We start from the raw sequence: 23,281 nt of genomic DNA on the forward strand, positions 1-23,281 counted from the left end.
GGCAGGCCTTGAAGTGACGGTGTTGGCTTAGGATTGAGTGGCGGCCAACTGCTCGGCCATCAGGCGATGCAGCATGTTGATGGCCTTGAGCGGCCGCACCATCACCTTGAAATGCGTGATGCGGCCCTCGCCGTCGAAACTGATGATGTCGACGCCGTTGATCTCGATGCCGTCGATCATGGTCTTGAATTCGAGCACGGCGCCGCTCTCACTCTTCCATTCACCGACATAGCTGAAGCCGGGACCGCCAAGCACCTTCTCAGCGCTGGCCAGATATTTGAAGGTGATGTCGCGGCCGCGCTGCGGCGCGTGCACGACGGGGCTTTCGAAGACGGCGTCGGGATGCAGCAAGTCCCAGAGCGCTGCCCGGTCATGCGACTTCATGTAGCCGTACCAGGACTCGAGGCCGGTCATTCAGGTGCCTCCCTAAAAGGCTCGGGCAAAAAAACGCGAAAACAACCCCATGCACAGTAGCGCGAAGGTTGATTCCATTGGGGTTTTCGGGGCGGTTTTGCCCTCGTTATTGGGTCGCCTCATATGCACATTGACGCATATGCGCCGATGCGCATAAAGTCAAGCCAATTGGTTAAGATCGACAACAGGAGGACCGGGTCATGGCTTTGGGCGACGCAATCCTCGCTTGCCTGACGGAACGTCCAATGACGGGCTACGAGCTCGCCAAGACATTTGATTCCTCGATCGGCTTCTTCTGGAAGGCCGACCACCAGCAGATCTACCGCGAGCTCTCCAAGCTGCGCGACCGCGGCTACATCCAGGGCCGCGAGGTCGTGCAAACCGGCAAACCCAATAAACTGATCTATACGCTGACTCCGGAGGGTCGAACAGCGCTGCGGCACTGGGCCGCGCGGCCAAGCACGCCCCCTTCCATCAAGGATGACCTCCTGGTGCGGCTGCATGCGCTGGACAGCATCGGCCTCGAGCCCATGCGCACCGACCTGATGGCCCGGCTCGAGCACCACCGCGATCGCCACGAGAACTACGAGCGCATCCTGAAGAAGCGCTTTCCGGAAGGGGCGGCGTCCGGCGTGCTCGACCTCGGTAATCTCCTCCTGCTTCAGCTCGGCGCCCGGCACGAGCAGATGGTGGCCGATTTCTGCGAAGAAGCGCTCGAGGCCCTGTCGGCGATGAGCGCAAGCGGCACCGTTGTGCCGCTGGAGGATGGCAAGCGCGAGGGCAAGGGCTGAGGTGTCTCTGCTTCGTCATGGCCGCGCTTGTGTGCAAGCCACCCGCACCCCGCCGCCCAACTTTAAGACACCGTCAACGGGTTCCTTAACCCGTTATTTACCGTAACAGACAAAAGTCGGTTTTCGAGGCAGACGACCCGCGCCAAATCCGATTGTCTTTGCAACCGGCACGCGAGGGAAGACTGGAGGCGCCGGGTGGGCGCCGGAGTCGGAACCGGACAGAGTCATGAATTCGCGCGTATCGTGGAGTGTTGACGGCATTGATCCATCCGTCCGGGAGCGGGCCGAAGCTGCTGCGCGTCGCGCCGGCATGTCACTCAACGATTGGCTGAACTCCACGCTCGGCGAGACCAACCCGCCAAACTTTCGCGGACTTTACGACCAGCGTCCGCAAGCCCAGCAGGTTCCGAGCCAAGTCCCGAGTCACGTGCCGAGCCCGGAAAGCCGCGAAGTCGCCGACATCCACCAGCGGCTCGACGCCATCACCCAGCAGATCGAACGGATTTCGAAGCCGGCGCAGCGGCAAGATTCTTCGCGCCAAGATCCTTCGCGGCAAGACACTTCGCGGCCAGACGTCTCGCGCGAGCAGGGCGTTGCGCGCCAGCTCAACGACGCGATCTCGCGGCTCGATGCAAGGCTGTCGCAAATCTCAAAGCCGCAGCAGGCTCCGGCACCGCGACAGGCCCCCGTTGAAACGCGCCAGCGCCAGGCTGATGCGGTCGAGCGCGCGGCAGCACAGGTCTATCGCAACTCACCGCCCCTGAGCCCCGCTTCGTTCGACGTCGCGGTGGCCGAGATCACCGCACGGCAGAGCGAGCTCGACGGCTTTACGCCCAGGCAGATGCCGCCGCGCGCCGCGCCGCCGATCGCGCCCGCCGCAGCTCCTTACGCGCCCCCGATGGCGCCGCCAGCGCCTGCCTATGCTCCGCCGCCACCCCAGCCGGGGCCGGATTTCTCTGCGCTCGAGCGCCATCTGCTCAAGATCACGAGCCAGATCGAATCGCTGCAGCGCCCTGACAATACCGAGCAGGCGATCAACACTTTCCGCAGCGAGCTTGCGGAGATCCGCAACGCCATCACCGAGGCGATGCCGCGCCGCGCGATCGAATCGATCGAGAACGAGATCCGCTCGCTGCATCGGCGCATCGACGAGACCCGCTCCAACGGCACCGATGGTCAGGTCCTGTCCGGCATCGAGCACGCGCTGTCCGAGATCAAGCAGGTGCTCCGCACGCTGACGCCGGCCGAGCAGCTCACCGGCTATGACGAGGCGATCCGCAATCTCGGCGCCAAGCTCGATCTGATCCTGCGCGCCAATGACGATCCTTCCACGGTCCGCCAGCTCGAAGGCGCGATCTCGGCGCTGCGTGGCATCGTCTCCAACGTTGCCTCCAACGAAGCGCTGGCACGGCTCTCGGACGACGTGCAGCTGCTGTCGTCCAAGGTCGACCAGGTCACCCGTGCGTCCGGCCAAGGCGACAGTTTTGCGGTGCTGGAACAGCGCATCGCGGCGCTCACCGCCGCTCTGGAAACGCGCGAGCGCCCACAGCCATCCGAGAGCAGCGAGCAACTCGAAAGCGCGATCCGCGCCCTGTCCGACCGTTTCGATCGCATGCAGGTCGGCAACGACTCGGCTTCGACCTTCGCTCATCTTGAACAGCGGGTCTCGTATCTGCTGGAGCGGCTCGAGGCCGCCTCCGATCCGCGCAACGGCAATTTCAGCCGCGTCGAGGATGGGTTGCACGACATCCTGCGCCACCTGGAGCGGCAGCAGGCGACCTATTCCGCGCTGGCGGAGAGCCGCAACTCCGCGCCGCCCGCCGATTCCGGCATGGTCGATCTCGTCAAGCGCGAGCTCTCCGACATCCGCTTCAGCCAGGCCGAGACCAACCGGACCACCCAGGATTCGCTGGAGGCCGTCCACAACGCCCTTGGCCACGTCGTCGATCGTCTCTCGATGATCGAGGGCGATCTTCGCAATGTGCGCACCGCACCGCCCGCCCCTGCGGCGCAGCCGATGCCGATGCCGATGGCCGCTCCCATGGAGCCCGCGCCGATGGCGCGCGAGCCGCGGCCGCAGCAACAGCAGCACCCGAAATACGATCCGAAACCCGAGCTGCCCAATCCGGCCGCCGCGCAGGCGGCGCAGGCCGCCTTCGCCGCCGCGCCGCGCGAATTCCAAGCCGCCGCGCCGGCGGCGCCGCCACCGATGCCGATGGCACCCCCGCTTCCGCCACGCGCGATCAGCGAAATCCTGGAGCCGCATACCGCGCCCACGCGCGCCGCGCTTGCGCCCGAACTGCCGCCGGATCATCCGCTCGAGCCGGGCACAAGGCCGGGTGCACGCATCGCCACGCCGTCCGAGCGCATCGCTGCGTCCGAAAGCGCAATCAGCGAAATCCCGGCCGCGCCCAAGGAGCCGGTGTCGTCGTCGAGCTTCATCGCTGCCGCGCGCCGCGCAGCGCAAGCCGCCGCCGCGCAGCCACCCGAGAAAACCGGCCGGGCCGCCAAGGCGTCTGCCGGCCGCGCCAAGGACAAGGGCCAGGAAGGCGGGTCGACCATCACCTCGAAGATCCGCTCGCTGCTGGTCGGCGCGAGCGTGGTCGTGATCGTGCTCGGCACCTTCAAGATGGCGATGAACCTGCTCGATGGCAGCAGCTCGTCGCCAGCGCCGCAGGCGATGGAGAATACGTCGAGCGAGCCCGCGCCGCGAGCCCTGCCGTCCATTGAGAACAAGCCCGCCGCGCCAGAGCAGGTCACGCCCTCGATGACCTCGCCGACGCCGATCGGAAAGCAGTCGCAGAACAATGCCGCGCCGGGGTCCGTGACGAGCCCGAGCGGCACCGCTTCGGTCGAAATCCCGCAAACCGCGGCGCCAACCCCGCCTGCGGCGTCGAGCGACGTCACCGGCGCGCTGTCGGGCACGAGCCGCGCGAAACTCGCGATGATCCAGGTGCCGCCGACCGAAAAGCTGCCTGACGGCATCGGTGGCCCCGGCTTGCGCACCGCCGCGATGAAGGGCGATGCGACCGCGGCCTACGAGATCGGCGTGCGCTTTGCCGAGGGCAAGGGCGTGGCCGCGAATTACGACGAAGCCGCCAAATGGTACGACCGTGCGGCGCAGGCCGGCGTCGTGCCCGCAACCTTCCGCCTCGGGACACTCTACGAAAAGGGTCTTGGCGTGAAGAAGGACGCCGACATCGCCCGCCGTTACTACACGCAGGCGGCCGAGCGCGGCAACGCCAAGGCGATGCACAATCTCGCGGTGCTCGACGCCGATGGCGGCGGACGCGGAGCCAATTACAAGAGCGCGGCACTGTGGTTCCGGAAGGCCGCCGACCGCGGCGTCGCCGACAGCCAGTTCAACCTCGGCATCCTCTATGCCCGCGGCATCGGGGTCGAGCAGAACCTCGCCGAGTCCTATAAATGGTTCACGCTCGCCGCCGCCCAGGGCGATGCGGACGCGGCCGGCAAGCGCGACGACGTCGCCAAGCGGCTCGACCCGCAATCGCTCGCCGCCGCCAAGCTCGCGATCCAGACCTTCAGCGCCGAACCGCAGCCCGACGACGCTGTCAATGTTGCGGCCCCGAACGGCGGCTGGGACAGCGCCCCGCAGGCCAACGCGAAGCCTGCGCCGAAGCCGGTTGCCGCCAAGCGCGCGGCCTCGGCTGTGCATTAATCGGTTTAGTACGCTTTCTCCTCTTGTCGTCGCCCGGCTTGACCGGGCGACCCAGTATTCCAGAGGCGTCGGTTGGATACGGAGAAGCTGCGGCGTAGTGGATGCCCCGGTCAAGCCGGGGCATGACGGCGGAGAAGGTGGCGGAATGCTCGGTTCGCTGCGAGCCGTGATCTGATCTCTCTAAGCCCATTCACCACGCCCGAAATTCCTGGTCCCGCCGGCCACCGAATTCCGCTATTGAAGGGCGCGGCAATCGTTCTGCCCTCCTGCGAGCATTCCGCGCAATCGATCCGTCTCGCGGGAAGCGTGGTCTCTCGATGCAGCTCTATCTCCCGATCGCCGATCTTCCGGTCAATGTCTTCCTCGTGCTAGCGATGGGCGCGGCGGTCGGCTTCGTCTCCGGCATGTTCGGGATCGGCGGCGGCTTCCTGATGACGCCGCTTTTGATCTTCATCGGCATCACGCCGGCGGTCGCGGTCGCCTCCGTCGCGAGCCACATCGCCGCCTCGTCCTTTTCCGGCGCGCTCGCCTATTGGCGGCGACGCGCGATCGACCCGGCGCTGGCAAGCGTGCTGTTATGCGGCGGCGTGACCGGGACGGCGCTCGGCGTGTGGACCTTCACGCAGCTGCGTGCGCTCGGCCAGCTCGATCTGATGATCGCACTGTCCTACGTCGTGCTGCTCACCACCGTCGGCAGCCTGATGTTCTCCGAAGGCCTGCGCGCCCTAATGCGGACCCGGCGCGGCGCGGTGCCGCCGCGACGCACCCACAACTGGATCCATGGCCTGCCGCTGAAGATGCGGTTCAAGCGTTCCAAGATATACCTCTCGGTCATTCCGGTCGTGATCATCGGCGTCCTGATCGGCTTCATCGGCGCCATCATGGGCATCGGCGGCGGCTTCATCCTGGTGCCGATCATGATCTATCTGCTGCGGGTGCCGACCTCGACGGTGATCGGCACCTCGATGGTCCTGACGCTGGTCACGATGCTGTTTGCGACCCTGCTGCATGCGGTGACCAATCACCTCGTCGACGCGGTGCTGGCGCTGATCCTGATGGTCGGCGGTGTCACCGGCGCGCAGTTCGGCGCACGCGCCGGTCAGAAGATCCGCGGCGAGCAGCTGCGGCTGCTGCTCGGCCTCTTGATCCTCTCGGTCGGCGTTCGCTTCGCCATCGAGCTGGTGATCCGGCCCGAAGACCTCTTCACCATCCGCGAGCTGGGGGTGAACGGATGATGCGCACAGCTCTCGCGGTCCTGCTCGTTCTGCTGCTCGGCTCCGTCGCACGCGCCGAGCGGCTGATCGTGTCGGTCTCCAACCATCGCGTCACGGTGACGCCGAATTATTCCGGCGAGGAGCTGGTGCTGTTCGGCTCGGTCGAGAAGGACGCCTCCACGCCCGCCGATCGCAAGAGCTACGATCTCGTCGTCACCGTGATGGGCCCGCGCGCCGAGATGGTGACGCGGCGCAAGGAGCGCACCTTCGGGATCTGGATCAACACCGACTACCGCCAGTTCCTGGAGGTGCCGAGCTATCTCGCGCTATTTGCCAACCGCTCCTTCGATGTCATCACCTCGCCCGAGATCGCGCGGCGCCAGCAGATCGGGCTTAACAACGTGCTGCTGACCCAGCGTGTCAGCGGCGACTATGCCGATGTGGTGCCGAACGACGTGTTCCGCTCCGCCTTCATCCGCCTGCGCACCCAGCGCGGTCTCTACCGCGAGGATCCGAGCGCGGTGACGTTCCTGACACCGACCCTGTTCCGCACCGGCATTCCACTGCCGGCGGAGGTGCCGATCGGCACCTATGAGGTGGAGATCAAGCTGTTTGCCGACGGCGCGTTCATCGGCAAGACCGAGACCGCGTTCGAGATCGTCAAGGTCGGCTTCGAGCAGTTCGTCGCGACCACGGCGCGGCAGAACGGCCTGATCTACGGGCTGGTTACGGCGGCGATGGCGCTGATGACGGGATGGATGGCCTCGATCGTGTTTCGGAAGGATTGAGGAGACTACGCTCTCTCCTCTCGTCGTCGCCCGGCTCGACCGGGCGACCCAGTATTCCAGAGGCCTGCGTTAGGCGACTCGCTCTCACAATTACCGCCGCGGCGTACTGGATGCCCGGTCAAGCCGGGGCATGACAGTCGGGGCTACGGCGCCTGCACCACCGTCGGCACGCCGGGCTCGAGCAATCGCAGCCGCGTCCCGAAGCCGAGCACGTCGAAGGTCTTGCGCAGATCCTCGCTGCTCTGGCGGAAATGCGCCCAACCCTCCGTATGAACCGGCACGATCATCGCATCGGGGAAGGCGCGCGCGGTCTCGATGGTGTCGTTGGTGTCCATGGTCAGATGGAACGGCCCGCGCGTTTGCGCGGCGCCGGCGAAAGGCATCACCACGCCGCATTTGAAACGGCGCGCGACCTCGGCGACGCCGTCGAACCAGGTGGTGTCGCCGCTGATGTAGACCGATGTGGTGTCGGTCCGGCTCGACGACACCACGAAGCCGATGACGTCGCCTGACAGCGGCTCGATGCCGGCCGGGCCGTGACGCGCCGGGGTCGCGGTGATCGTCAGCGAGTTGCCGTCACGATCTTTCAGATGCGCCGTGCCCCACGGCGCCAAACCTTCGACATGCCCGCCGAGGCGCTGCGCGCCGGCCTCGGTGGTCAGCACGCGCTTCACATGTTTGAGAAAGTCGCGGCCGGAATTGTCGAGATTGTCGGAATGCTGGTCGTGGCTGAGCAGCACGGCATCGATCGGGCCGATCGCATCGGCCTTGAGCGCAGGGCCGATCGTCTTCTCCAGCTTCACATGCGGCAGCTGATAGGCGGTGTGCGCGTCATCGAAGGTCGGATCGGTGAGCAAACGGAAGCCATCGATCTCGATCAGCGCAGTGGGACCGCCGATCAGGGTGATGGAAATGGGCATGATGGACTCCTCTTACGAGACGGATTTGGCGGGCCGCGTCACCAGGTAGATGCCGAGTGCGACCGGGATGATTCCGAGCAGATCGCGCGCCTCGACGTGCTCGCCGAGCACGAGATACGCAAACAGCATGCCGAGCGGCGGCATCAGGAAATGATAGGCACTGGCAGCCGTCGCGCCACACACTTTCAGGAGATGAAACCAGAGCCAGTACGCCAGGATCGAGCCGCCGAGCACGAGGAAGGCGAAGGCGCCGATCAGGCCCGGCGTGAAATCGATGGCATGAACATCGGCGAAGGTGAGCGCCACCGGCGTCAGCACGATGCCGGCGGCGAGATTCTGCACGCCATTGCCGATCCACAGCGAGCCCTTCGGCGCGAGCAGCTTGAACAAAATGGTGCCGGCGACGAGGGAGGCGAGCGAGGCCAGCGTGAACACGATGCCGTGCAGCGAGTCGGTGCCGACCGAAAGGCGGTGCCAGACGATCAAGGTCACGCCGATGATGCCGAGCAGGAGGCCGCTCGCCTTGCGCCAGGTCATGCTTTCGCCGAGCAGCAGCGTGGCGAGGCCCGCCGTGAACACCGGATTGGCCGACACGACCAGGCCGCCGAGGCCTGCGGAGACCGACTGCAGGCCGGTGTAGCCGAGGCCGAGATAAAGCGCGTTGTTGGCGACGCCGAGCGCGGCGAAAATCGCAGCATCGCGCCAGGACAGCGACCAGTCGTCGCCGCGGACCAGCGTGGCACCGATGATCAAGATGCCGGCGAGCGAGAAGCGCGCGGCGAGCAGGATCAGCGGCGGGCAATGGGTCACGCCGATCTTGCCGGCGACGAAGGCGTAGCTCCAGAGCAGGCAGAACAGGCCGATCGCAAGCGGAAGCGTGTTGAAGCGGCTGCGGGGAACGGCAAGCGAGGGGGCGAGCGACATGAGGGACATTCTCCTGAGCCCTCGATCTAGGGAGCCGACTTGCCATTTGGAAATTAAATGATTAACTTACTGCCAGTGGATTTTCGAATGGAGGCGCCCATGCTCGATCTGGAGCTCCTGCGCAGCTTCGTCTCGGTGGTCGATGCCGGCGGCTTCACCCGCGCCGGCGAGCGCGTCCATCGCACCCAATCGACCGTCAGCCAGCAGATCAAGCGGCTGGAGGAGGATGTCGGCCAGGTCCTGCTGCATCGCGACGGCAAGGACGTGCGCCCCACCGAAGCCGGCGAGCGGCTGCTGTCCTATGCGCGGCGGTTGTTGTCGCTTGCGGAAGAGGCGCGCGACGTGCTGCGCCAGCCCGACGGCGAAGGCGCAATCCGGCTCGGCATCCCCGAGGACTTTGCGGCGTATCGGCTGGCGAAACTGCTCGGCGCGTTCTCGCGCTCGCATCCGGGCCTGCGGCTCGATGTGCGCGCCGACCAGAGCAAGAATCTCGCCCGCGACCTCGATCGCGGCGAGCTCGATCTCGCGCTGTTCAAGCGCTCGGCCGGTGAGAAAGGCGCGATTGCGGTGTGGCCGGAGCAGGTGCATTGGGTGACCAGCAAGAGCCATCCGATCCACGCCGATGTCGCCTCCGTGCCGCTGATCGGCTTTCCGCTCGGCTGCCTCTACCGCGCCGGCGCCATCCATGCGCTGGAAAGCGCGGGCCGCATTTGGCACATGTCCTATACGTCATCGAGCCTCGCCGGCATCCAGGCCGCGGTCGCGGCCGGCATGGGCTTGAGCATCCTGTCGGAGATGGCGATCCAGTCCGACCACCGCGTGCTGAGCGCGAAGGACGGCTTTGCGCCGATCAACCGAACCGAAGTGGCGCTGATGGCCGCGCCGGGCGCAAGTCCCGCGACGTTGCGGCTGGCAGATCGGCTGGCGGAGTTCTGCGACGACGTGCAGGCGAAAGCGGCTTAGCTGCACCGTGACGCGGCGATCGCGTGGACGCGGCGGTCGCCGAGCAGGTGCGCGACAAAGCCGTTCATTGGAAAGATCTTTGCAAACGCCACATCGCGGATGCTGAGGCCGCCGGCGTAGGCGCCGAAGGCGGGCATCACGGCACGCTCGCCGTCACAGGCGAAACAGCGGCGCTCCATCGAGCGGCCGCGCGCGGAGACACGCGCCTTGGGATGCAGATGGCCGGCGATCTCGCCGCTCGCGCCCGTCGGCTCGTGGCGGAAGGTGATCGGACCGATCGCAACTTCGTCGGCGACGGTGCCGCCGAGATCACGCGGCAGCGCCGGATCGTGATTGCCTGAGATCCAGATCCAGTCGCGGCCAGCCTGCAAGGCGGCGACCGCGTCGCGATCCTCCGCCGACAGCCGTCCATGCGCCGTGCGATCGTGAAAACTGTCGCCGAGCGCGATGACGATTCGGGGATCATGGCGGGAGATGACAGCAGCGAGACGACTGAGCGTCGCGATGGTGTCGTAAGGCGGCAACAGCACGCCGCGCATGGCGAAGCTGGAACCTTTTTCCAGATGCAGGTCGGAGACGACGAGCAGGCGCTGCTCTTCCCAGAATAGCGCGCCGGAGAGATCGGCCGCGAAGGTCACGCTGCTGATGCTGACATTCGAAACGCGCATGTCCTCGATATCCCCTGAAACCAGCGCGCCTGCCCCCACGTCAAAACCTGCTGTTATCCCATCGCTTCTTTGACGAGCTCGTCGGCGGCCTCCGCCAGGAGCTCGTCTCCAGCTTCGCCATAGACTGACTCGCGGCCGATTTCCAGCATCACGGGGACGGCGAGCGGGGAGACGTGGTCGAGTTCCCGATGCGTGATGCGGCCCCGGATGCGGGTGAGCATGTCGCTGAGGCGGCGCAGATCGAGCAGGCCAGTGGCGGCATCGGCGCGGGCGGCGCGCAACAGCACGTGATCGGCCTGGTGCTTGCGCAGGACGTCGTAAACGAGATCGGTCGAGAACAGCACCTGACGGCGGCTCTTCTCCTCACCGGTGTGCCGCCGCGCAATCAGGCCGGAGATGATCGCGCAATTGCGGAACGTGCGCTTCATCAGCGCGGATTCGGCAAGCCACGCTTCGAGGTCGTCGCCGAGCATGTCGGGATCGAACAGCGCGTCGAGGTCGATCCTGCCGTCCCGGATCATGGAGGACATGTCGCCGAGCGCCCAGACCGCGATCGCATATTCGTTGGCGACGAAACCGAGCGGCCGGGCGCGGGCGCGCTCCAGCCGGCGCGTCAAGAGCATGCCGAGCGTCTGATGCGCGAGACGGCCTTCGAAGGGATAGCAGACGATGTAATGCTTGTTGGCGCGGGGAAAACTCTCGACCAGCAGCTCGCGCACCGCCGGCACGCGCGAGACGTCCTTTTGCAGCGACAGCCAGTCGCGCACCTGCTCCGGCAAGGCGCCCCACGCGCGCCCGTCATCGAGCAGGCGGCGAACCCGTTCGGCAAGATAGGTCGAGAGCGGAAACTTGCCGCCCATATAGGACGGCACTTTCGGGTCCTTGTCGTTGGCGCGCGAGACATAGACCTGGTCTTCGACCAGGGTTTCGTAGCGCACCACCTCGCCTGAGAACACGAAGGTGTCGCCCGGGCTGAGACCCTCGATGAAGGCTTCCTCGATCTCGCCGAGCAGCCTGCCGCCGCGCGCGATCACGCCGGTCGACCCGCCTGCTTTTCCTTGACCTCCGCCGCGCGAGCGCACCAGCCGCACCTTGAGCATGTCGTCCTCGACGATGGTGCCGACATTCATCCGGTAGCTCTGCCGCACCCTGGGATTGGCGACGCGCCAGCGTCCCTCCTTGTCCTGCTTGATACGCGCGAAACGCTCATAGGTCTTCAGCGCGTAGCCGCCGGAGGCGACGAAATCGACCACGTCGTCGAAGTCCTGCCGCGTGAGATCGGCGTAGGGCGCGGCGGTGCGCACCTCACCGTAAAGCTCGTCGGAGAAAAACGGCTCGCCGCAGGCGCAGCCGAGCACGTGCTGGGCCAGCACATCGAGCGCACCCAAGCGCAGCGGCGGCGTGTCCTGCGCATTCTCCGCGATGGCGTCGATCGCGACGCGGCACTCCAGCACCTCGAATCGGTTCGCGGGCACCAGCACCGCGCGCGAGGCTTCGTCGAGCCGGTGGTTGGCGCGGCCGATGCGCTGCATCAGGCGCGAGGAGCCCTTGGGCGCGCCGATATTGACGACGAGATCGACGTCGCCCCAGTCGACGCCGAGATCGAGCGAGGAGGTACAGACCACGCCGCGCAGTTTGCCCGCCGACATCGCGTCTTCGACCTTGCGGCGCTGGGCGACGTCGAGCGAGCCGTGATGCAGCGCGATGGCAAGATTGTCGTCGTTCATGCTCCAGAGATTCTGGAACAGCATCTCGGCCTGGCTGCGGGTGTTGACGAAAACCAGCGTGGTCTTGTTCGCCTTGATCAGCTCGTAGATCTCGGGAAGTGCGTGGCGCGCACTGTGGCCGGCCCAGGGCAGGCGTTCGCGCGTGTCCATCATCTCGACCAGCGGCGGTGCGGCGCCGCCGGCAAGGACGATGTCGGCCGCCGCTTCCTTGCCGCCGGGCTGCGGCACCAGGAAGCGCGCCAGCGATTCAGGCTCGGCCGCGGTCGCCGACAGGCCAATCGCCCGCATCTGCGGCGCCAACCGCCACAGCCGCGCGAGTCCAAGCGACAGCAGATCGCCGCGCTTGGACGTCACCAGCGCGTGCAGCTCGTCGAGCACGATGCGCTTCAGCGACGAGAACAGGAACGGCGCGTCGTCGGAGGACAGCAGCAGCGCAAGCTGCTCCGGCGTCGTCAGCAAAATGTCCGGCGGATAGCGCCGCTGCCGCTGCCGCCGCGACGTTGGCGTGTCGCCGGTGCGGGTCTCGATTTTGATCGGCAGCGCCATCTCGGCGACGGGACGCTCGAGGTTGCGCGCGATATCGACCGCGAGCGCCTTGAGCGGCGAGATGTAGAGCGTGTGCAGGCCGCCGGTGCGTTGCAGACTGCGGCCGGTGGAGATCACCGATTTCGCCGAAGCTTTGGGCGCGGAGCTCAGCTCCACCAGCGTCGGCAGAAATCCCGCCAGCGTCTTGCCGGCGCCGGTGGGCGCGATCAGCAATGCGGATCGGTCCTCGCGCGCCTTTTCCAGCAGCGCCAATTGATGCGCGCGCGGCGACCAGCCGCGGGCCGCGAACCACGCCTTGAAGCGGTCGGGCAACAGCGCGGCAGGTTCGGCCGGGATTTTGCGGATGCGGGGCGGCACGGCATCACAGGTAAGCCGTGGGGACGGGTTCGTCGAGGGGGTGAACGACGAGGGCGATACTGCCGTTCCCTCTCCCCTTGTGGGAGAGGGTGGATCGCCGCGAAGCGGCGAGAGGGGTGAGGGGTATCTCTCCGCAAAAGAGCATCGTTCGAGTACGCGGAGAAAGCCCCCTCATCCGGCGCTATAGCCGAAGCTACGCTTCGGCGTTCTTAAGAACGGCGGCCGGAGGCCGCCTACGCCACCTTCTCCCACAAGGGGAGAAGAAAGCGCCCCTACTCCGACATCGGCTTGTCGGAGATGTCCCAGTCCTTGCCGGTGAAGGTGGAGATGAAGAGCGTCTTCATCGGCGTGTAATCGTCAGGCGTGTAGTCGTAAGTGACGCCGTCGAGGAAATAAGGCGAGTGGAAGCCTTTGAGGTTGGAAGCCTGCTTCAGCACGTTGGCGCGGGTGAGCTCGTCGCCGCAGCGGCGCAGGATCTCGCCCATGGTGACGGCCTGGCCGTAGCCGGCGAAGGCGATGGTGTTGTCTTGATCGATCGCCGGCGTGTACTTCTTGCGCAGCTCCTCGAACGCCATGACGTCGGGGTCCTTCTCCCATTTGGGCAGGCCGACTTCCTTGTTGTAGCGGATGGCGACGATGCCGGCGGCGTTTTCGAGGCCCGCGGCATTGAGGATGGAGCGGCCGGTCGAGCCGGCCGACAGCAGCTGCAGCGGCTTCCAGCCGAGCTCGGCTACTTTCCGGATAGACTGCGACGAGGCCTTGCCGGTGGAGATGTTGTAGAAGACGTCCGCACCCGACTTCGAGAGGTTGATGAGCTGGGAATCGACCGTCGGATCGGTCAGATCGTAGGTCTGCTCCATGATCACCTTGGCGGTGCCGCCGGCGTCTTCCAGAACCTTCTTGAAGGGGCCGAGGAAGTCGCGGCCGAAATCGTCGTTCTGGTACAGGATGCCGACCTTCGCGTTCGGCTTCACGCTGGCGACGTGCCGCGCCAGGATCCGCGCCTCGGTCGGATAGAGCGGCAAGCCCGCCATCGTCCATTTGAACTCTTTCGGGTTATTCCACTTCGACGCGCCGGTGTTGAGCAGCAGCTGCGGCACGCCCTTCGAGTTGAGGTATTTGTGCACGGCGGTCTGCGGCGCGGTGCCGAGCGAGCCGTAGAGCGCGAGCACCTCCTCCTGCTCGACCAGGCGCCGCGTCGCCTCGACGCATTTCGGCGCGCTGTAGGCATCATCCATGGTGAGGAATTTGACCTTGCGTCCGTTGATGCCGCCCTTTTCGTTCAGCATCTGGAAATAGGCCTCGCCGACGCGACCGAGCACGCCGTAGAGCGAGCCGGGGCCGGAATGCGGCACGGTCTGCCCGATCTTGATCTCGGTGTCGCTGGCGCCGGAATCGTATTTCTTCTCCGCGGCCCAGACTGAGGGCGCGGGCAAGGTGGAGGCCGCGATGGTCGCGAGCGCGGCGGCGCTGAAATCGCGCCGCGATGGATTCCTGGTCATTGTTTGTTTCTCCCTGGTGCGCGCATTGTGCTGGCATCGCCGCACGGCTCGCAAGTGGGAAGTCGCGGCTTTGCGACGCAATGACGCTTAAAGCGCCGCTTATAGCGCCTAAACTCAAGTTTTCTCGGCGACCACGACGAGGCCGCCCACCGGTTCGTTGTTCTCGGTGCGTGGCGAGGCCTGCTCCAATGTGAGGAGCTTGAGGCCGGCCTTCGCCATCGCATCGCGCACATATTCCGCCGAATGGGCATAGCGCAGGCCTTCGCCGAGAACGATGCCGCTGCCGTCATGGGTCTCCAGCGTGAACGCAAGCACGCCGCCGGGCGCGAGCACGCGCCTGGCTTCGCCGAGCACCGGTGCGAGATCGGGGAGATAGACGAACGCATCGGCAGCGACGACGAGGTTTGCGCTCGCCTCGCTCCTGCTGCGCAGGCCTTCGATCATGTCGGCGACTTCGAGCTCGGCATAGAGGCCGGTGGCTCGCGCCTCCTTGACCATGCCGGGCGACAGATCGATGCCGATGAACTGGTCGACCTGTTTGGCGAAGGCGGCGGCCGCGAGCCCCGTACCGCAGCCGAGATCGATGGCGCGCTTGAACAGGGCGGGCTTCTTCGCGGCGACGCGGGCAGCCACCACCGCCTTGAAGATCAGCGACGGCGCGCGATAGCCGAGATCGTTGATCAGCACGTGCTCGAAGCGCGGGGCGTATTGATCGAACAAGGCCTGCACATAGGCCTTGGGCATCTCGGACAATTGCGCATCGCCGAGGCGTATCAGATGCAGATGAGCGCCATGCTGATCGCTCGGGTCGGACTCGCGCGATTTGCGAAAGGCCGCAATGGCCTTGTCGCGCTCGCCGAGTTGCGCGCGGATTTCGCCGAGCGTGAACCAAGCCGAGGTGAAATTCGGCGCAATCTCGATGGTCTGCTCCAGCAGGTCGGCGGCGGCCGCCAGATCGCCCTTGAGCTGGAGGTCGCGCGCGAACTCGAAGCGGCGGTCGGCCATGAGATCGCCGGAGGTCAGGAACAAGCGCAGGGGCATTGTGGGAACCAGGGAACGAAGCGGTGATGACTCGAAGATGCGGGGTCGCGACCTATATAACAGGCATGCGTCCGCAAGACATCCTGCTGCCAGTTGCCGCCGGCCTATGCTGTAAGCCGGGCGGCTTCCATATCGACCCCGTCCGGCCGGTCGAGCGGGCCGTGATCACCCACGGCCATTCCGACCATGCCCGCGCCGGCCACGGCGCGGTGCTGGCGACGCAGGAAACGCTGGACATGATGCGGCTGCGCTATGGCGAGAATTTTGCCGGCTCGACACAAGCGATCCGCTATGGCGAGGAGATCCGGCTCGGCGACGTCAGCGTGAAGTTTCATCCGGCCGGCCATGTGCTCGGTTCGGCGCAGGTCGCGGTGACCTGCAAGGACACCTGCATCGTCGCCTCCGGCGACTACAAGGATGCACCCGACCCGACCTGCACGCCGTTCGAGCTCGTGCCCTGCGACGTCTTCATCACCGAGGCGACATTCGGCCTGCCGGTGTTTCGCCATGGCGATGCGGCCGACGAGGTCAAGAAGCTGCTGGCGTCGGTGGCGCTATTTCCGGAGCGCGCGCATCTCGTCGGCGCCTATTCGCTTGGCAAGGCGCAGCGCGTGATCGCTCTGCTGCGCCAAGCGGGTTACGACGCGCCGATCTATCTGCATGGCGCGATGGAGAAGATCACGCATTACTATCAGAGCCGCGGAATCGAGCTCGGCGAGTTGCGGCCGGCGAAGGGCGTCAAGAAGGCGGCGCTCGCCGGCACCATCACGCTGGCGCCGCCCTCTGCAACATCCGATCTCTGGACCCGCCGGTTTCCCGATCCCGTCACGGCATTCGCCTCTGGCTGGATGCGGGTGCGCGCCCGCGCGCGGCAACGCGGCATCGAGCTGCCGCTGGTGATCTCGGATCACGCCGATTGGGACGGCCTCACCGCCACGATCGCCGCGACCGGTGCCGGCGAGATCTGGGTTACCCATGGCCAGGAAGACGCGCTGGTGCATTGGTGCCAAAGCAAGGGTTTGCGGTCGCGGCCGCTCGATCTCGTCGGCTATGGCGACGAGGAGGAGACCGAGACGCCGCTCGCTGACGAGGCCGAAGCATGAACCGCTTCGCCGAACTTCTCGACCGCCTCGCCTACGAACCCGGCCGCAACAACAAGCTGCGGCTGATCACGAGTTATTTTCGCGAGGTCGCCGATCCCGATCGCGGCTACGCGCTGGCCGCGCTGACCGGTGCGCTGAGTTTCAAGCACGCAAAACCTTCTCTGCTGCGCGATCTTATCGCCCAGCGAACTGACCCGGTCTTGTTCGGCCTATCCTGGGACTATGTAGGCGATCTCTCCGAGACAATCGCGCTGATGTGGCCGAAGGCCGTGGGTGTCCACAACAACCCACCTCCCCCAACCCTCACCGAGGTCGTCACCACCCTGCGCACCCTCGGCAAGACCGAGCTGCCGAAGCAGCTCGAGCGCTGGCTCGACGAATTGGATGAGACCGGCCGCTGGGCGCTGTTGAAGCTCGTCACCGGCGCGTTGCGCATCGGCATCTCCGCGCGCCTGGCCAAGACCGCGGCCGCCGCGCTCGGCGACAAGGACCCGCATGAGGTCGAGCTGATCTGGCCCGGTCTCGCGCCGCCTTATCTCGACCTGTTCGCCTGGCTGGAAGGCCGCGGCGACAAGCCAGTCAATCGCGATCCCGCGCCGTTCCGTCCTGTCATGCTGGCGCATGCGATCGAGGACACCGATTTCGCTGCACTCAATCCCGCCGACTACATCGCCGAATGGAAATGGGACGGCATCCGCGTGCAGGCGGTGGCCGGCCGCGACGAGCACGGCCACATCACCGCTCGGCTCTATTCGCGCACCGGCGAGGACATCACCGGGAGCTTTCCGGACCTCGTGCCGTCGCTGCGGCTGCCCGGCGCCATCGACGGCGAGCTTCTGATCCTGCGCGAAGGGCGCGTGCAAAGTTTCAATGTTCTGCAGCAGCGGCTCAACCGCAAGGTCGTGTCTCCGAAGCTGATCAAGGAATTTCCGATTCATCTGCGCGCCTACGATCTGCTCGGCGACGACGAGAACGATTTGCGCGAGCTGCCTTTCGCGGAGCGGCGCGAACGGCTGGAGACCTTCATCGGCAAGCTCGACGATCCCCGCATCGATCTGTCGCCCACCGTCGCCTTCGCAAGCTGGGAGGCGCTGACCGCAGCACGCGCCGATCCCGCCAGCGCTGGTGCGGGCGAGGACGCGGACGCCGTCGAAGGCGTGATGCTGAAGCGGCGCGACGCACCCTATCTGCCGGGGCGGCCGAAGGGACAATGGTGGAAATGGAAGCGCGATCCGCACATCATCGACGCCGTGCTGATGTATGCGCAGCGCGGCCACGGCAAGCGCTCGTCCTACTATTCCGACTACACCTTCGGCGTTTGGACCGCAGGGCCGGGCAGTGACGAACTGGTGCCGGTCGGAAAAGCCTATTTCGGCTTCACGGACGAGGAGCTGCTCCAGATCGACCGCTTCGTGCGTCGCAATACCACCGAAAAATTCGGCCCCGTCCGCCACGTCGTGCACGAGCCAGACAAGGGGCTGGTGCTGGAGGTCGCCTTCGAGGGGCTGCAGCGCTCACCACGGCACAAATCCGGCGTCGCGATGCGCTTTCCCCGCATCAGCCGGCTGCGCTGGGACAAGCCGCCGCGGGAGGCCGACCGGCTGGAAACGCTGGAAAAGATGCTGAAAGCGGAGGCGGCCGAGGTTGAGGCTTAAGAAGCCCCGGGCGTGTGCTTGCCCGAATTAAAATCCCGTAAGCCGATTGACGCCCCCTCACAGGTTCCCCATGTCCCCGCCTTGCCCTATGATAGGTCGAATCCCCTGAGGAGTTTGAGATGGCCCACGACGTCAGAGATTTGCCGGCCGGCCGCAGTGACGGCCTGCACCGCTTTCTCGGCGGCTCGCCGCTGGCGGTCGCGTTTCGCCTGGTGCTGCTCTCGATCCTCGTCGGCGTCGTGCTGGCGGCGATCGGCTTCGACCCCTGGAATATCATCTTAAGCATTCGTCTTCTGTTCCAGCGTTTGTGGGATCTCGGCTTCGATACCGTGAACTGGCTGTGGCGCTACTTCCTGCTCGGCGCTGTCATCGTGATTCCGATCTGGCTGCTGATGCGCGTTTTCGGCGCGCCACGCAGGTAAAGGATTTGGAGCTGGCGGCCGATGCAATTGCGCTTTGTCGGCTGCGGCGACGCCTTCGGATCCGGCGGCAGGCTCAATACCTGCTTCCACGTCTCGGGGCGCGAAGCCAACTTCCTGATCGATTGCGGCGCGTCGGCTTTGCCGGCACTGAAGCGGCTGGAGATCGACCGCAATGAGATCGATCTCATCCTGATCACGCATTTCCACGGCGACCATTTTGCCGGGCTGCCGTTTGTCCTGCTCGACGCACAATTCTCGCGGCGGACGCGGCCGCTCACGATCGCCGGCCCCAAAGGCATCGAGACGCGGCTGCGTGAGGTGATGGAGGCTCTGTTCGAGCACTCCTCGAAGACGAAACAGCGCTTCGAGCTGTCCGTCGTCGAGCTCGCGCCCGAGCAGAGCCAAAGCTTCGGCGCGGTGACGGTGACGCCCTATCCAGTCGTGCACGGCGAATCCGGTGGACCGTTCCTCGCTTATCGCGTCGAAGCCGAGGGTCGCACGCTGGCCTACAGCGCCGATACCGAATGGACGGAGACGCTCATTCCGCTGGCGCATGGCGCCGACCTTTTCATCGCCGAAGCCTATATGTACGAGAAGGTGGTCAAGAATCACCTCAGCCTGACGACCTTGGAACAGCACCTTCCCGAAATCGGCGCAAAACGCCTCGTGCTCACCCATATGAGCGAAGACGTGCTGTCGCGCCTCGACGACATCGCTCATCTCGCCGCCGAAGACGGCATGGTGCTCGTGTTCTGACATGCACGCACCCGTTCACTTGAAGATCGGTTCCCGTCAGGTCTTCGCCATCGCAGGCCCGGCGATGGTCGCCAACCTCACCACGCCACTGATCGGCGTGGTCTCGACCACCGCGATCGGACGGCTGGACGACGCCGCGCTGCTCGGCGGCGTCGCCATCGCGTCCGTCATCTTCGATTGCCTGTTCTGGCTGTTCGGTTTCCTGCGCATGAGCACGCTCGCCTTCACGGCGCAGGCGCTCGGCGCCGGCGAGACGCGCGAGCTGACCGCGATCCTGGTGCGCGGCTTCATCGTCGCCGGCTTGATCGGCGTAGCACTGATCGCGCTGCAACTGCCGCTGGCCACCGTGCTGTTCGACCTGATGGGCGGCAGCGAAGGCGTCACGCGCGCGGCGAAAACCTACTTCGTGATCCGGATCTGGTCGGCGCCGCTGGCGCTCGTCAATTATGTTATCCTGGGCTGGCTGGTCGGCCAGGCTCGCGCCAACCCGGCGCTCGCGCTCCAAATCATCATCAATCTCGTCAACGCGGCGGCGACGATCCTGCTGGTGCTGGTCTACGACACCGGCATCGCAGGTGCTGCGATCGCAGCGCTGCTGTCTGAAGCGGCCGGATTCGGCCTCGGCATGATCGTCTGCCGCCGCTATGCGGACGGTGGGTTCGCGGTGCCGTACGCAGAGCTGTTCGACCGGGCCAAGCTGATGCGGCTGCTGGCCGTGAATTCCGACATCCTGATCCGTACCGCGGCGCTGATCGCCGTGTTCTTGTTCTTCACCGCCAAGGGCGCGCGGGCCGGCGACGTCACGCTGGCCGCGAATTCCGTGCTCAACAATTTTCTGCTGGTCAGCGCCTTCTTTCTCGATGGTCTAGCGAACGCAGCCCAGCAGCTTTGCGGCCGTACGCTCGGCGCACGCGACGCCAGGGGATTTGCTGATTCGACCCGGCTGGTGCTGCTATGGGGGCTCGGCTTCGCGCTGGTCGTGTCCGCGCTATTCGCGGTATTCGGGCCGAACTTAATCGATTTCATGACGGCGAGCGAAAGCGTCCGTCGCGGCGCGCGGGAATTCCTGCCGTTCGTCGTGCTCGCGCCGATTCCCGGCGTGTTCGCCTTCGGCTTCGACGGCATCTATATCGGCGCGACCTGGGCGCGTGAGATGCGCAATCTGATGCTGGCCTCGCTCGCGATCTTCCTCGCCACATGGTGGGCGCTGCAATCGTTCGGCAATGCCGGGCTGTGGAGCGCGCTGATCGCCTCCTACGTCTCGCGCGGCGGCTTGCAGGCCGCGCGCTATCCGGCGCTGTACAGGAAGACGTTTTCGAGGTCGTAGCTCTCGTGTCCCGGACACGCTGCAGGGTGAAACGCTGCTGCGCGGAGCCGGGACCCAGAATGCCGCGAGCGTGGGCCCCGGTTCAGCAGCGCATCACTAACGTGCTGCGCTGCGCTCGGGGCACGAGACCGCCTACATCCCCGGCCAGTCTTCCGCCGTCAGCGTGGCGGCGTCGGAGCCGACGATCTCGGAGAGAGAATCCCGCCCCGTCCGCAATAGGGTCGAGGCGAGGTCGCGCTTGATCTCGTCGACGATGCCGAGGCCCTTGTAGACCAGCGACGAATAGAGCTGGATCAGGCTCGCGCCGGCGCGGATCTTCGTCAGCGCGGCGCCGCCCGAGTCCACCCCGCCGACACCGATCAGGGGGAATGCGCCCTCGACGCGCACATAGGTCTCCGCGACCATCCGCGTCGACAGCCGGAACAGCGGCCGGCCGGACAGGCCGCCCTGCTCCTTGGCGCGCATCTCCTCGCGCAGCGTACTCGGCCGCGCGATCGTGGTGTTCGATACGATCATGCCATCGACCCGGCGCGAGCGCGCGACCTGCACGACGTCGTCGAGCTGGGCGAGGCTCAAATCCGGCGCGATCTTGAGCAGCACCGGCGTGTCGCCGGCGCTCTCGCGCACCCGCTGGCGCGCGTCGATCACCCTGGCGAGGAGATCGTCGAGCAGCGCGCCTTCCTGCAGATTGCGCAGGCCCGGCGTGTTCGGCGAGGAGACGTTGACGGTGAAATAGCTCGCGACCGGCGCAAAGGTCTCGATCAGCTTGACGTAATCATTGACCCGATCGGGCGAATCCTTGTTGGCGCCGACATTGACGCCGACGATGCCGCCGTGCTGCGCGCGCGCCGCAAGCCGGCGCAGGGCTGTCTCCGCACCGTCATTGTTGAAGCCCATGCGGTTGATCACGGCCTCGTCGCGCTCCAGACGAAACAGCCGCGGTCGCGGATTGCCGCTTTGCGGCTTCGGCGTCACCGAGCCGATCTCGACGAAGCCGAAGCCGAGCCGCAGCAGCGCATCCGGCACTTCGGCGCTCTTGTCGAAGCCCGCGGCCATGCCGATCGGATTGGGGAAGTTGAGCCCGAACGCACGCACCGCAAGCTTGGGATCGTCAGCGTGCGGCTTGCCCGGCGGCAGGAAGCGCAGGCCCTGGATCGCGAGGCGATGCGCATCCTCCGGATCGAGCCAACGCAGCACCGGCAGCGAGAGAGCGTCGAAAGCGCGGATCACGGGGCAAGCTCCGGAACATCGTGGCCGCCGTCGGAGCGCGTGTTGAGGTTCATCACAGCCATCACCGCGCCGAGATCGAGCTCGCCATAGAGATGCGGAAACAGCTCCTCATTGCGCGAGCGCTCCCAGCGCAACGCGCTGCCGAGCGCATCGCCGTCGACCTCGACCAGGAACAGCGCGCGCTGCCCGACATAATGCTTCTGCAGGGTCTCGGGAACCTGGGCGGCGGTCGAGAAATGGATGAATCCGTCGCGCGAATCGTCCGCGCTGCCGCGATAAACGCCCTGCCGTTCCGCCTCGCGCCAGGCCGAGGCCGGACAGATTTTGTAGATCTTGACCACCGCTTACGCAGCCCTGTTTGCCCGGGGAGACAGCTCTTTGAGTCTCCTGGGGATTTTCGTCTCTCGTGGGTCGTTAAATCCCGGGCGGGACCGTAAAGGCCACCCCTGCCGAACTCAAGACTTAGACGCCGCCTCTTGCACCGAAAACGGAAAACCGATTGATTTGAGGATAGTTTTCCTGAGTTGCGACGGGCTGGACCTTCCATGGTCAGGCAGGCCAAAGCGCAGAGGATGCTCACCCACGACCAGATCTGGGGCGCGCTGGATCGGCTGGCGGCGCGTGCCGGCCTGTCGCCGTCCGGCCTCGCCAAGCGCGCCGGGCTCGATCCCACCACCTTCAACAAGTCCAAGCGCGTTACCTCCGACGGCCGCGAGCGCTGGCCCTCGACCGAATCGATCGCGAAAGCGCTGGCGGCGGCAGATTCGTCGATCGACATTTTTGCCAGGCTGGTCGGCGACGAGGCAGGCGGCGGCCGTTCGGTGCCGCTGCTCGGCTTCGCGCTGGCGGGCGCGAGCGGCGCCTTCGACGAGTCCGGCTTTCCCGTCGGCAAGGGCTGGACCGAATTTGCCCTTCCCGCCTTCGAGGGCAACCATAGCTTCGCGCTGCAGATGTCCGGCGAAGCGCTTGCGCCCGCCTATCGCGACGGCGACATCATCCTGGTCGCGCCCGGCGCGCCGATCCACAAAGGCGATCGCGTGGTGGTGAAGACCAACGCGGGCGAGCTGACGGTGGCGACGCTGAAGCGCCGCACCGCAAAGGCTCTGGATTTGCAGCCGCTCGATGCGACGCAGGCCGAACGCAGGATGGCGGCGAGCGAGGTGGTGTGGATCGCGCGGATCGTGTGGGCAAGCCAGTGAGGCCTCGGTGTCGTCCTGGCGAAAGCCAGGACCCATTACCCCGGGAGAAGTTGTG

The 23,281-nt window shown here is 65.9% G+C and carries 20 protein-coding genes; 11 read left to right on the plus strand and 9 right to left on the minus strand.

The window, feature by feature from the left end; translation table 11 throughout:
- Positions 1-27 precede the first annotated feature (27 nt).
- On the minus strand, positions 28-414 hold the full coding sequence (locus BcanWU425_RS35615) for a nuclear transport factor 2 family protein (RefSeq protein ID WP_018460019.1): 387 nt from the start codon (positions 412-414) through the stop codon (positions 28-30).
- Between the two features lie 200 nt (positions 415-614).
- On the opposite strand from BcanWU425_RS35615, the gene BcanWU425_RS35620 reads away from it, so the two are divergent.
- The 4 genes from BcanWU425_RS35620 to BcanWU425_RS35635 all read left to right on the plus strand — a co-directional run bounded on the left by BcanWU425_RS35620 (position 615) and on the right by BcanWU425_RS35635 (position 6,886).
- Positions 615-1,205 carry a PadR family transcriptional regulator gene (locus BcanWU425_RS35620; RefSeq protein ID WP_018460020.1) on the plus strand — a complete coding sequence of 197 codons (591 nt, stop codon included), beginning with the start codon at positions 615-617 and terminating at the stop codon, positions 1,203-1,205.
- Between the two features lie 226 nt (positions 1,206-1,431).
- Positions 1,432-4,884 (plus strand): tetratricopeptide repeat protein, encoded by a 3,453-nt coding sequence (locus tag BcanWU425_RS35625; RefSeq protein ID WP_204513200.1) that lies wholly within the window; start codon positions 1,432-1,434, stop codon positions 4,882-4,884.
- 317 nt (positions 4,885-5,201) lie between these two features.
- Positions 5,202-6,119, plus strand: a complete 918-nt coding sequence (locus BcanWU425_RS35630; RefSeq protein ID WP_018460022.1) for a sulfite exporter TauE/SafE family protein — start codon at positions 5,202-5,204, stop codon at positions 6,117-6,119.
- Positions 6,116-6,886 (plus strand): TIGR02186 family protein, encoded by a 771-nt coding sequence (locus BcanWU425_RS35635; protein WP_018460023.1) that lies wholly within the window; start codon positions 6,116-6,118, stop codon positions 6,884-6,886. Before BcanWU425_RS35630 ends, BcanWU425_RS35635 begins: the two co-directional genes overlap by 4 nt.
- Before the next feature lie 143 nt (positions 6,887-7,029).
- Here the strand turns inward: BcanWU425_RS35635 and BcanWU425_RS35640 are convergent, their stop codons facing one another.
- Positions 7,030-7,806: an MBL fold metallo-hydrolase gene (locus BcanWU425_RS35640; protein ID WP_204513199.1), complete on the minus strand. Its 777-nt coding sequence runs from the start codon at positions 7,804-7,806 to the stop codon at positions 7,030-7,032.
- A 12-nt stretch (positions 7,807-7,818) separates the two neighbouring features.
- Positions 7,819-8,730, minus strand: coding sequence for a DMT family transporter (locus BcanWU425_RS35645; protein WP_204513198.1), 912 nt, complete (start codon positions 8,728-8,730; stop codon positions 7,819-7,821).
- Between the two features lie 99 nt (positions 8,731-8,829).
- On the opposite strand from BcanWU425_RS35645, the gene BcanWU425_RS35650 reads away from it, so the two are divergent.
- Positions 8,830-9,693, plus strand: a complete 864-nt coding sequence (locus tag BcanWU425_RS35650) for a LysR family transcriptional regulator (protein ID WP_204513197.1) — start codon at positions 8,830-8,832, stop codon at positions 9,691-9,693.
- Here BcanWU425_RS35650 and pdeM read toward each other — a convergent pair.
- The 4 genes from pdeM to BcanWU425_RS35670 form a co-directional block, all read right to left on the minus strand.
- Entirely contained in the window at positions 9,690-10,361 is a 672-nt protein-coding gene (pdeM, locus tag BcanWU425_RS35655; RefSeq protein ID WP_018460027.1) for a ligase-associated DNA damage response endonuclease PdeM, read from the minus strand. The genes BcanWU425_RS35650 and pdeM overlap by 4 nt on opposite strands.
- A gap of 53 nt (positions 10,362-10,414) precedes the next feature.
- Positions 10,415-12,991 (minus strand): ligase-associated DNA damage response DEXH box helicase, encoded by a 2,577-nt coding sequence (locus tag BcanWU425_RS35660; RefSeq protein ID WP_204513196.1) that lies wholly within the window; start codon positions 12,989-12,991, stop codon positions 10,415-10,417.
- 272 nt (positions 12,992-13,263) lie between these two features.
- A complete protein-coding gene (locus BcanWU425_RS35665) occupies positions 13,264-14,493 on the minus strand; it encodes an ABC transporter substrate-binding protein (RefSeq protein WP_204513195.1) in 1,230 nt (409 codons plus the stop codon).
- 114 nt (positions 14,494-14,607) lie between these two features.
- Positions 14,608-15,534: a methyltransferase domain-containing protein gene (locus BcanWU425_RS35670; protein WP_018460030.1), complete on the minus strand. Its 927-nt coding sequence runs from the start codon at positions 15,532-15,534 to the stop codon at positions 14,608-14,610.
- Between the two features lie 65 nt (positions 15,535-15,599).
- On the opposite strand from BcanWU425_RS35670, the gene BcanWU425_RS35675 reads away from it, so the two are divergent.
- From BcanWU425_RS35675 to BcanWU425_RS35695, 5 genes are all read left to right on the plus strand, one after another.
- Complete coding sequence (locus BcanWU425_RS35675) at positions 15,600-16,637, plus strand: ligase-associated DNA damage response exonuclease (RefSeq protein WP_204514048.1); 1,038 nt, start codon at positions 15,600-15,602, stop codon at positions 16,635-16,637.
- Positions 16,634-18,292: an ATP-dependent DNA ligase gene (locus tag BcanWU425_RS35680; protein WP_204513194.1), complete on the plus strand. Its 1,659-nt coding sequence runs from the start codon at positions 16,634-16,636 to the stop codon at positions 18,290-18,292. The genes BcanWU425_RS35675 and BcanWU425_RS35680 overlap by 4 nt, the downstream gene beginning before the upstream one ends.
- A 119-nt stretch (positions 18,293-18,411) precedes the next feature.
- Complete coding sequence (locus BcanWU425_RS35685; RefSeq protein ID WP_018460033.1) at positions 18,412-18,714, plus strand: DUF6460 domain-containing protein; 303 nt, start codon at positions 18,412-18,414, stop codon at positions 18,712-18,714.
- Between the two features lie 21 nt (positions 18,715-18,735).
- On the plus strand, positions 18,736-19,470 hold the full coding sequence (locus BcanWU425_RS35690; RefSeq protein ID WP_018460034.1) for an MBL fold metallo-hydrolase: 735 nt from the start codon (positions 18,736-18,738) through the stop codon (positions 19,468-19,470).
- A 1-nt stretch (position 19,471) separates the two neighbouring features.
- Complete coding sequence (locus BcanWU425_RS35695) at positions 19,472-20,797, plus strand: MATE family efflux transporter (protein WP_204513193.1); 1,326 nt, start codon at positions 19,472-19,474, stop codon at positions 20,795-20,797.
- 132 nt (positions 20,798-20,929) lie between these two features.
- Here BcanWU425_RS35695 and BcanWU425_RS35700 read toward each other — a convergent pair whose 3' ends face one another.
- Together BcanWU425_RS35700 and BcanWU425_RS35705 are read right to left on the minus strand one after the other, a co-directional pair.
- Positions 20,930-22,027, minus strand: coding sequence for a quinone-dependent dihydroorotate dehydrogenase (locus tag BcanWU425_RS35700; RefSeq protein ID WP_018460036.1), 1,098 nt, complete (start codon positions 22,025-22,027; stop codon positions 20,930-20,932).
- Positions 22,024-22,368, minus strand: a complete 345-nt coding sequence (locus BcanWU425_RS35705; protein WP_018460037.1) for a DUF952 domain-containing protein — start codon at positions 22,366-22,368, stop codon at positions 22,024-22,026. Before BcanWU425_RS35705 ends, BcanWU425_RS35700 begins: the two co-directional genes overlap by 4 nt.
- Positions 22,369-22,572: 204 nt before the next feature.
- On the opposite strand from BcanWU425_RS35705, the gene BcanWU425_RS35710 reads away from it, so the two are divergent.
- Entirely contained in the window at positions 22,573-23,226 is a 654-nt protein-coding gene (locus BcanWU425_RS35710) for a S24 family peptidase (RefSeq protein ID WP_018460038.1), read from the plus strand.
- The last annotated feature ends 55 nt before the right edge of the window (positions 23,227-23,281 follow it).

It is taken from the genome of Bradyrhizobium sp. WU425, assembly GCF_021052305.1.
Classification (GTDB): domain Bacteria; phylum Pseudomonadota; class Alphaproteobacteria; order Rhizobiales; family Xanthobacteraceae; genus Bradyrhizobium; species Bradyrhizobium canariense_D.

Bases quoted from the DNA above. Each gene is read 5' to 3' on its own strand.
- BcanWU425_RS35640 (WP_204513199.1), bottom strand. From the start codon at position 7,806: ATGCCCATTTCCATCACCCTGATCGGCGGTCCCACTGCGCTGATCGAG.
- BcanWU425_RS35665 (WP_204513195.1), bottom strand. From the start codon at position 14,493: ATGACCAGGAATCCATCGCGGCGCGATTTCAGCGCCGCCGCGCTCGCG.
- BcanWU425_RS35645 (WP_204513198.1), bottom strand. From the start codon at position 8,730: ATGTCGCTCGCCCCCTCGCTTGCCGTTCCCCGCAGCCGCTTCAACACG.
- BcanWU425_RS35680 (WP_204513194.1), top strand. From the start codon at position 16,634: ATGAACCGCTTCGCCGAACTTCTCGACCGCCTCGCCTACGAACCCGGC.
- BcanWU425_RS35625 (WP_204513200.1), top strand. From the start codon at position 1,432: ATGAATTCGCGCGTATCGTGGAGTGTTGACGGCATTGATCCATCCGTC.
- BcanWU425_RS35710 (WP_018460038.1), top strand. From the start codon at position 22,573: ATGGTCAGGCAGGCCAAAGCGCAGAGGATGCTCACCCACGACCAGATC.
- BcanWU425_RS35650 (WP_204513197.1), top strand. From the start codon at position 8,830: ATGCTCGATCTGGAGCTCCTGCGCAGCTTCGTCTCGGTGGTCGATGCC.
- pdeM (WP_018460027.1), bottom strand. From the start codon at position 10,361: ATGCGCGTTTCGAATGTCAGCATCAGCAGCGTGACCTTCGCGGCCGAT.
- BcanWU425_RS35635 (WP_018460023.1), top strand. From the start codon at position 6,116: ATGATGCGCACAGCTCTCGCGGTCCTGCTCGTTCTGCTGCTCGGCTCC.
- BcanWU425_RS35670 (WP_018460030.1), bottom strand. From the start codon at position 15,534: ATGCCCCTGCGCTTGTTCCTGACCTCCGGCGATCTCATGGCCGACCGC.
- BcanWU425_RS35685 (WP_018460033.1), top strand. From the start codon at position 18,412: ATGGCCCACGACGTCAGAGATTTGCCGGCCGGCCGCAGTGACGGCCTG.
- BcanWU425_RS35675 (WP_204514048.1), top strand. From the start codon at position 15,600: ATGCGTCCGCAAGACATCCTGCTGCCAGTTGCCGCCGGCCTATGCTGT.
- BcanWU425_RS35695 (WP_204513193.1), top strand. From the start codon at position 19,472: ATGCACGCACCCGTTCACTTGAAGATCGGTTCCCGTCAGGTCTTCGCC.
- BcanWU425_RS35630 (WP_018460022.1), top strand. From the start codon at position 5,202: ATGCAGCTCTATCTCCCGATCGCCGATCTTCCGGTCAATGTCTTCCTC.
- BcanWU425_RS35615 (WP_018460019.1), bottom strand. From the start codon at position 414: ATGACCGGCCTCGAGTCCTGGTACGGCTACATGAAGTCGCATGACCGG.
- BcanWU425_RS35690 (WP_018460034.1), top strand. From the start codon at position 18,736: ATGCAATTGCGCTTTGTCGGCTGCGGCGACGCCTTCGGATCCGGCGGC.
- BcanWU425_RS35620 (WP_018460020.1), top strand. From the start codon at position 615: ATGGCTTTGGGCGACGCAATCCTCGCTTGCCTGACGGAACGTCCAATG.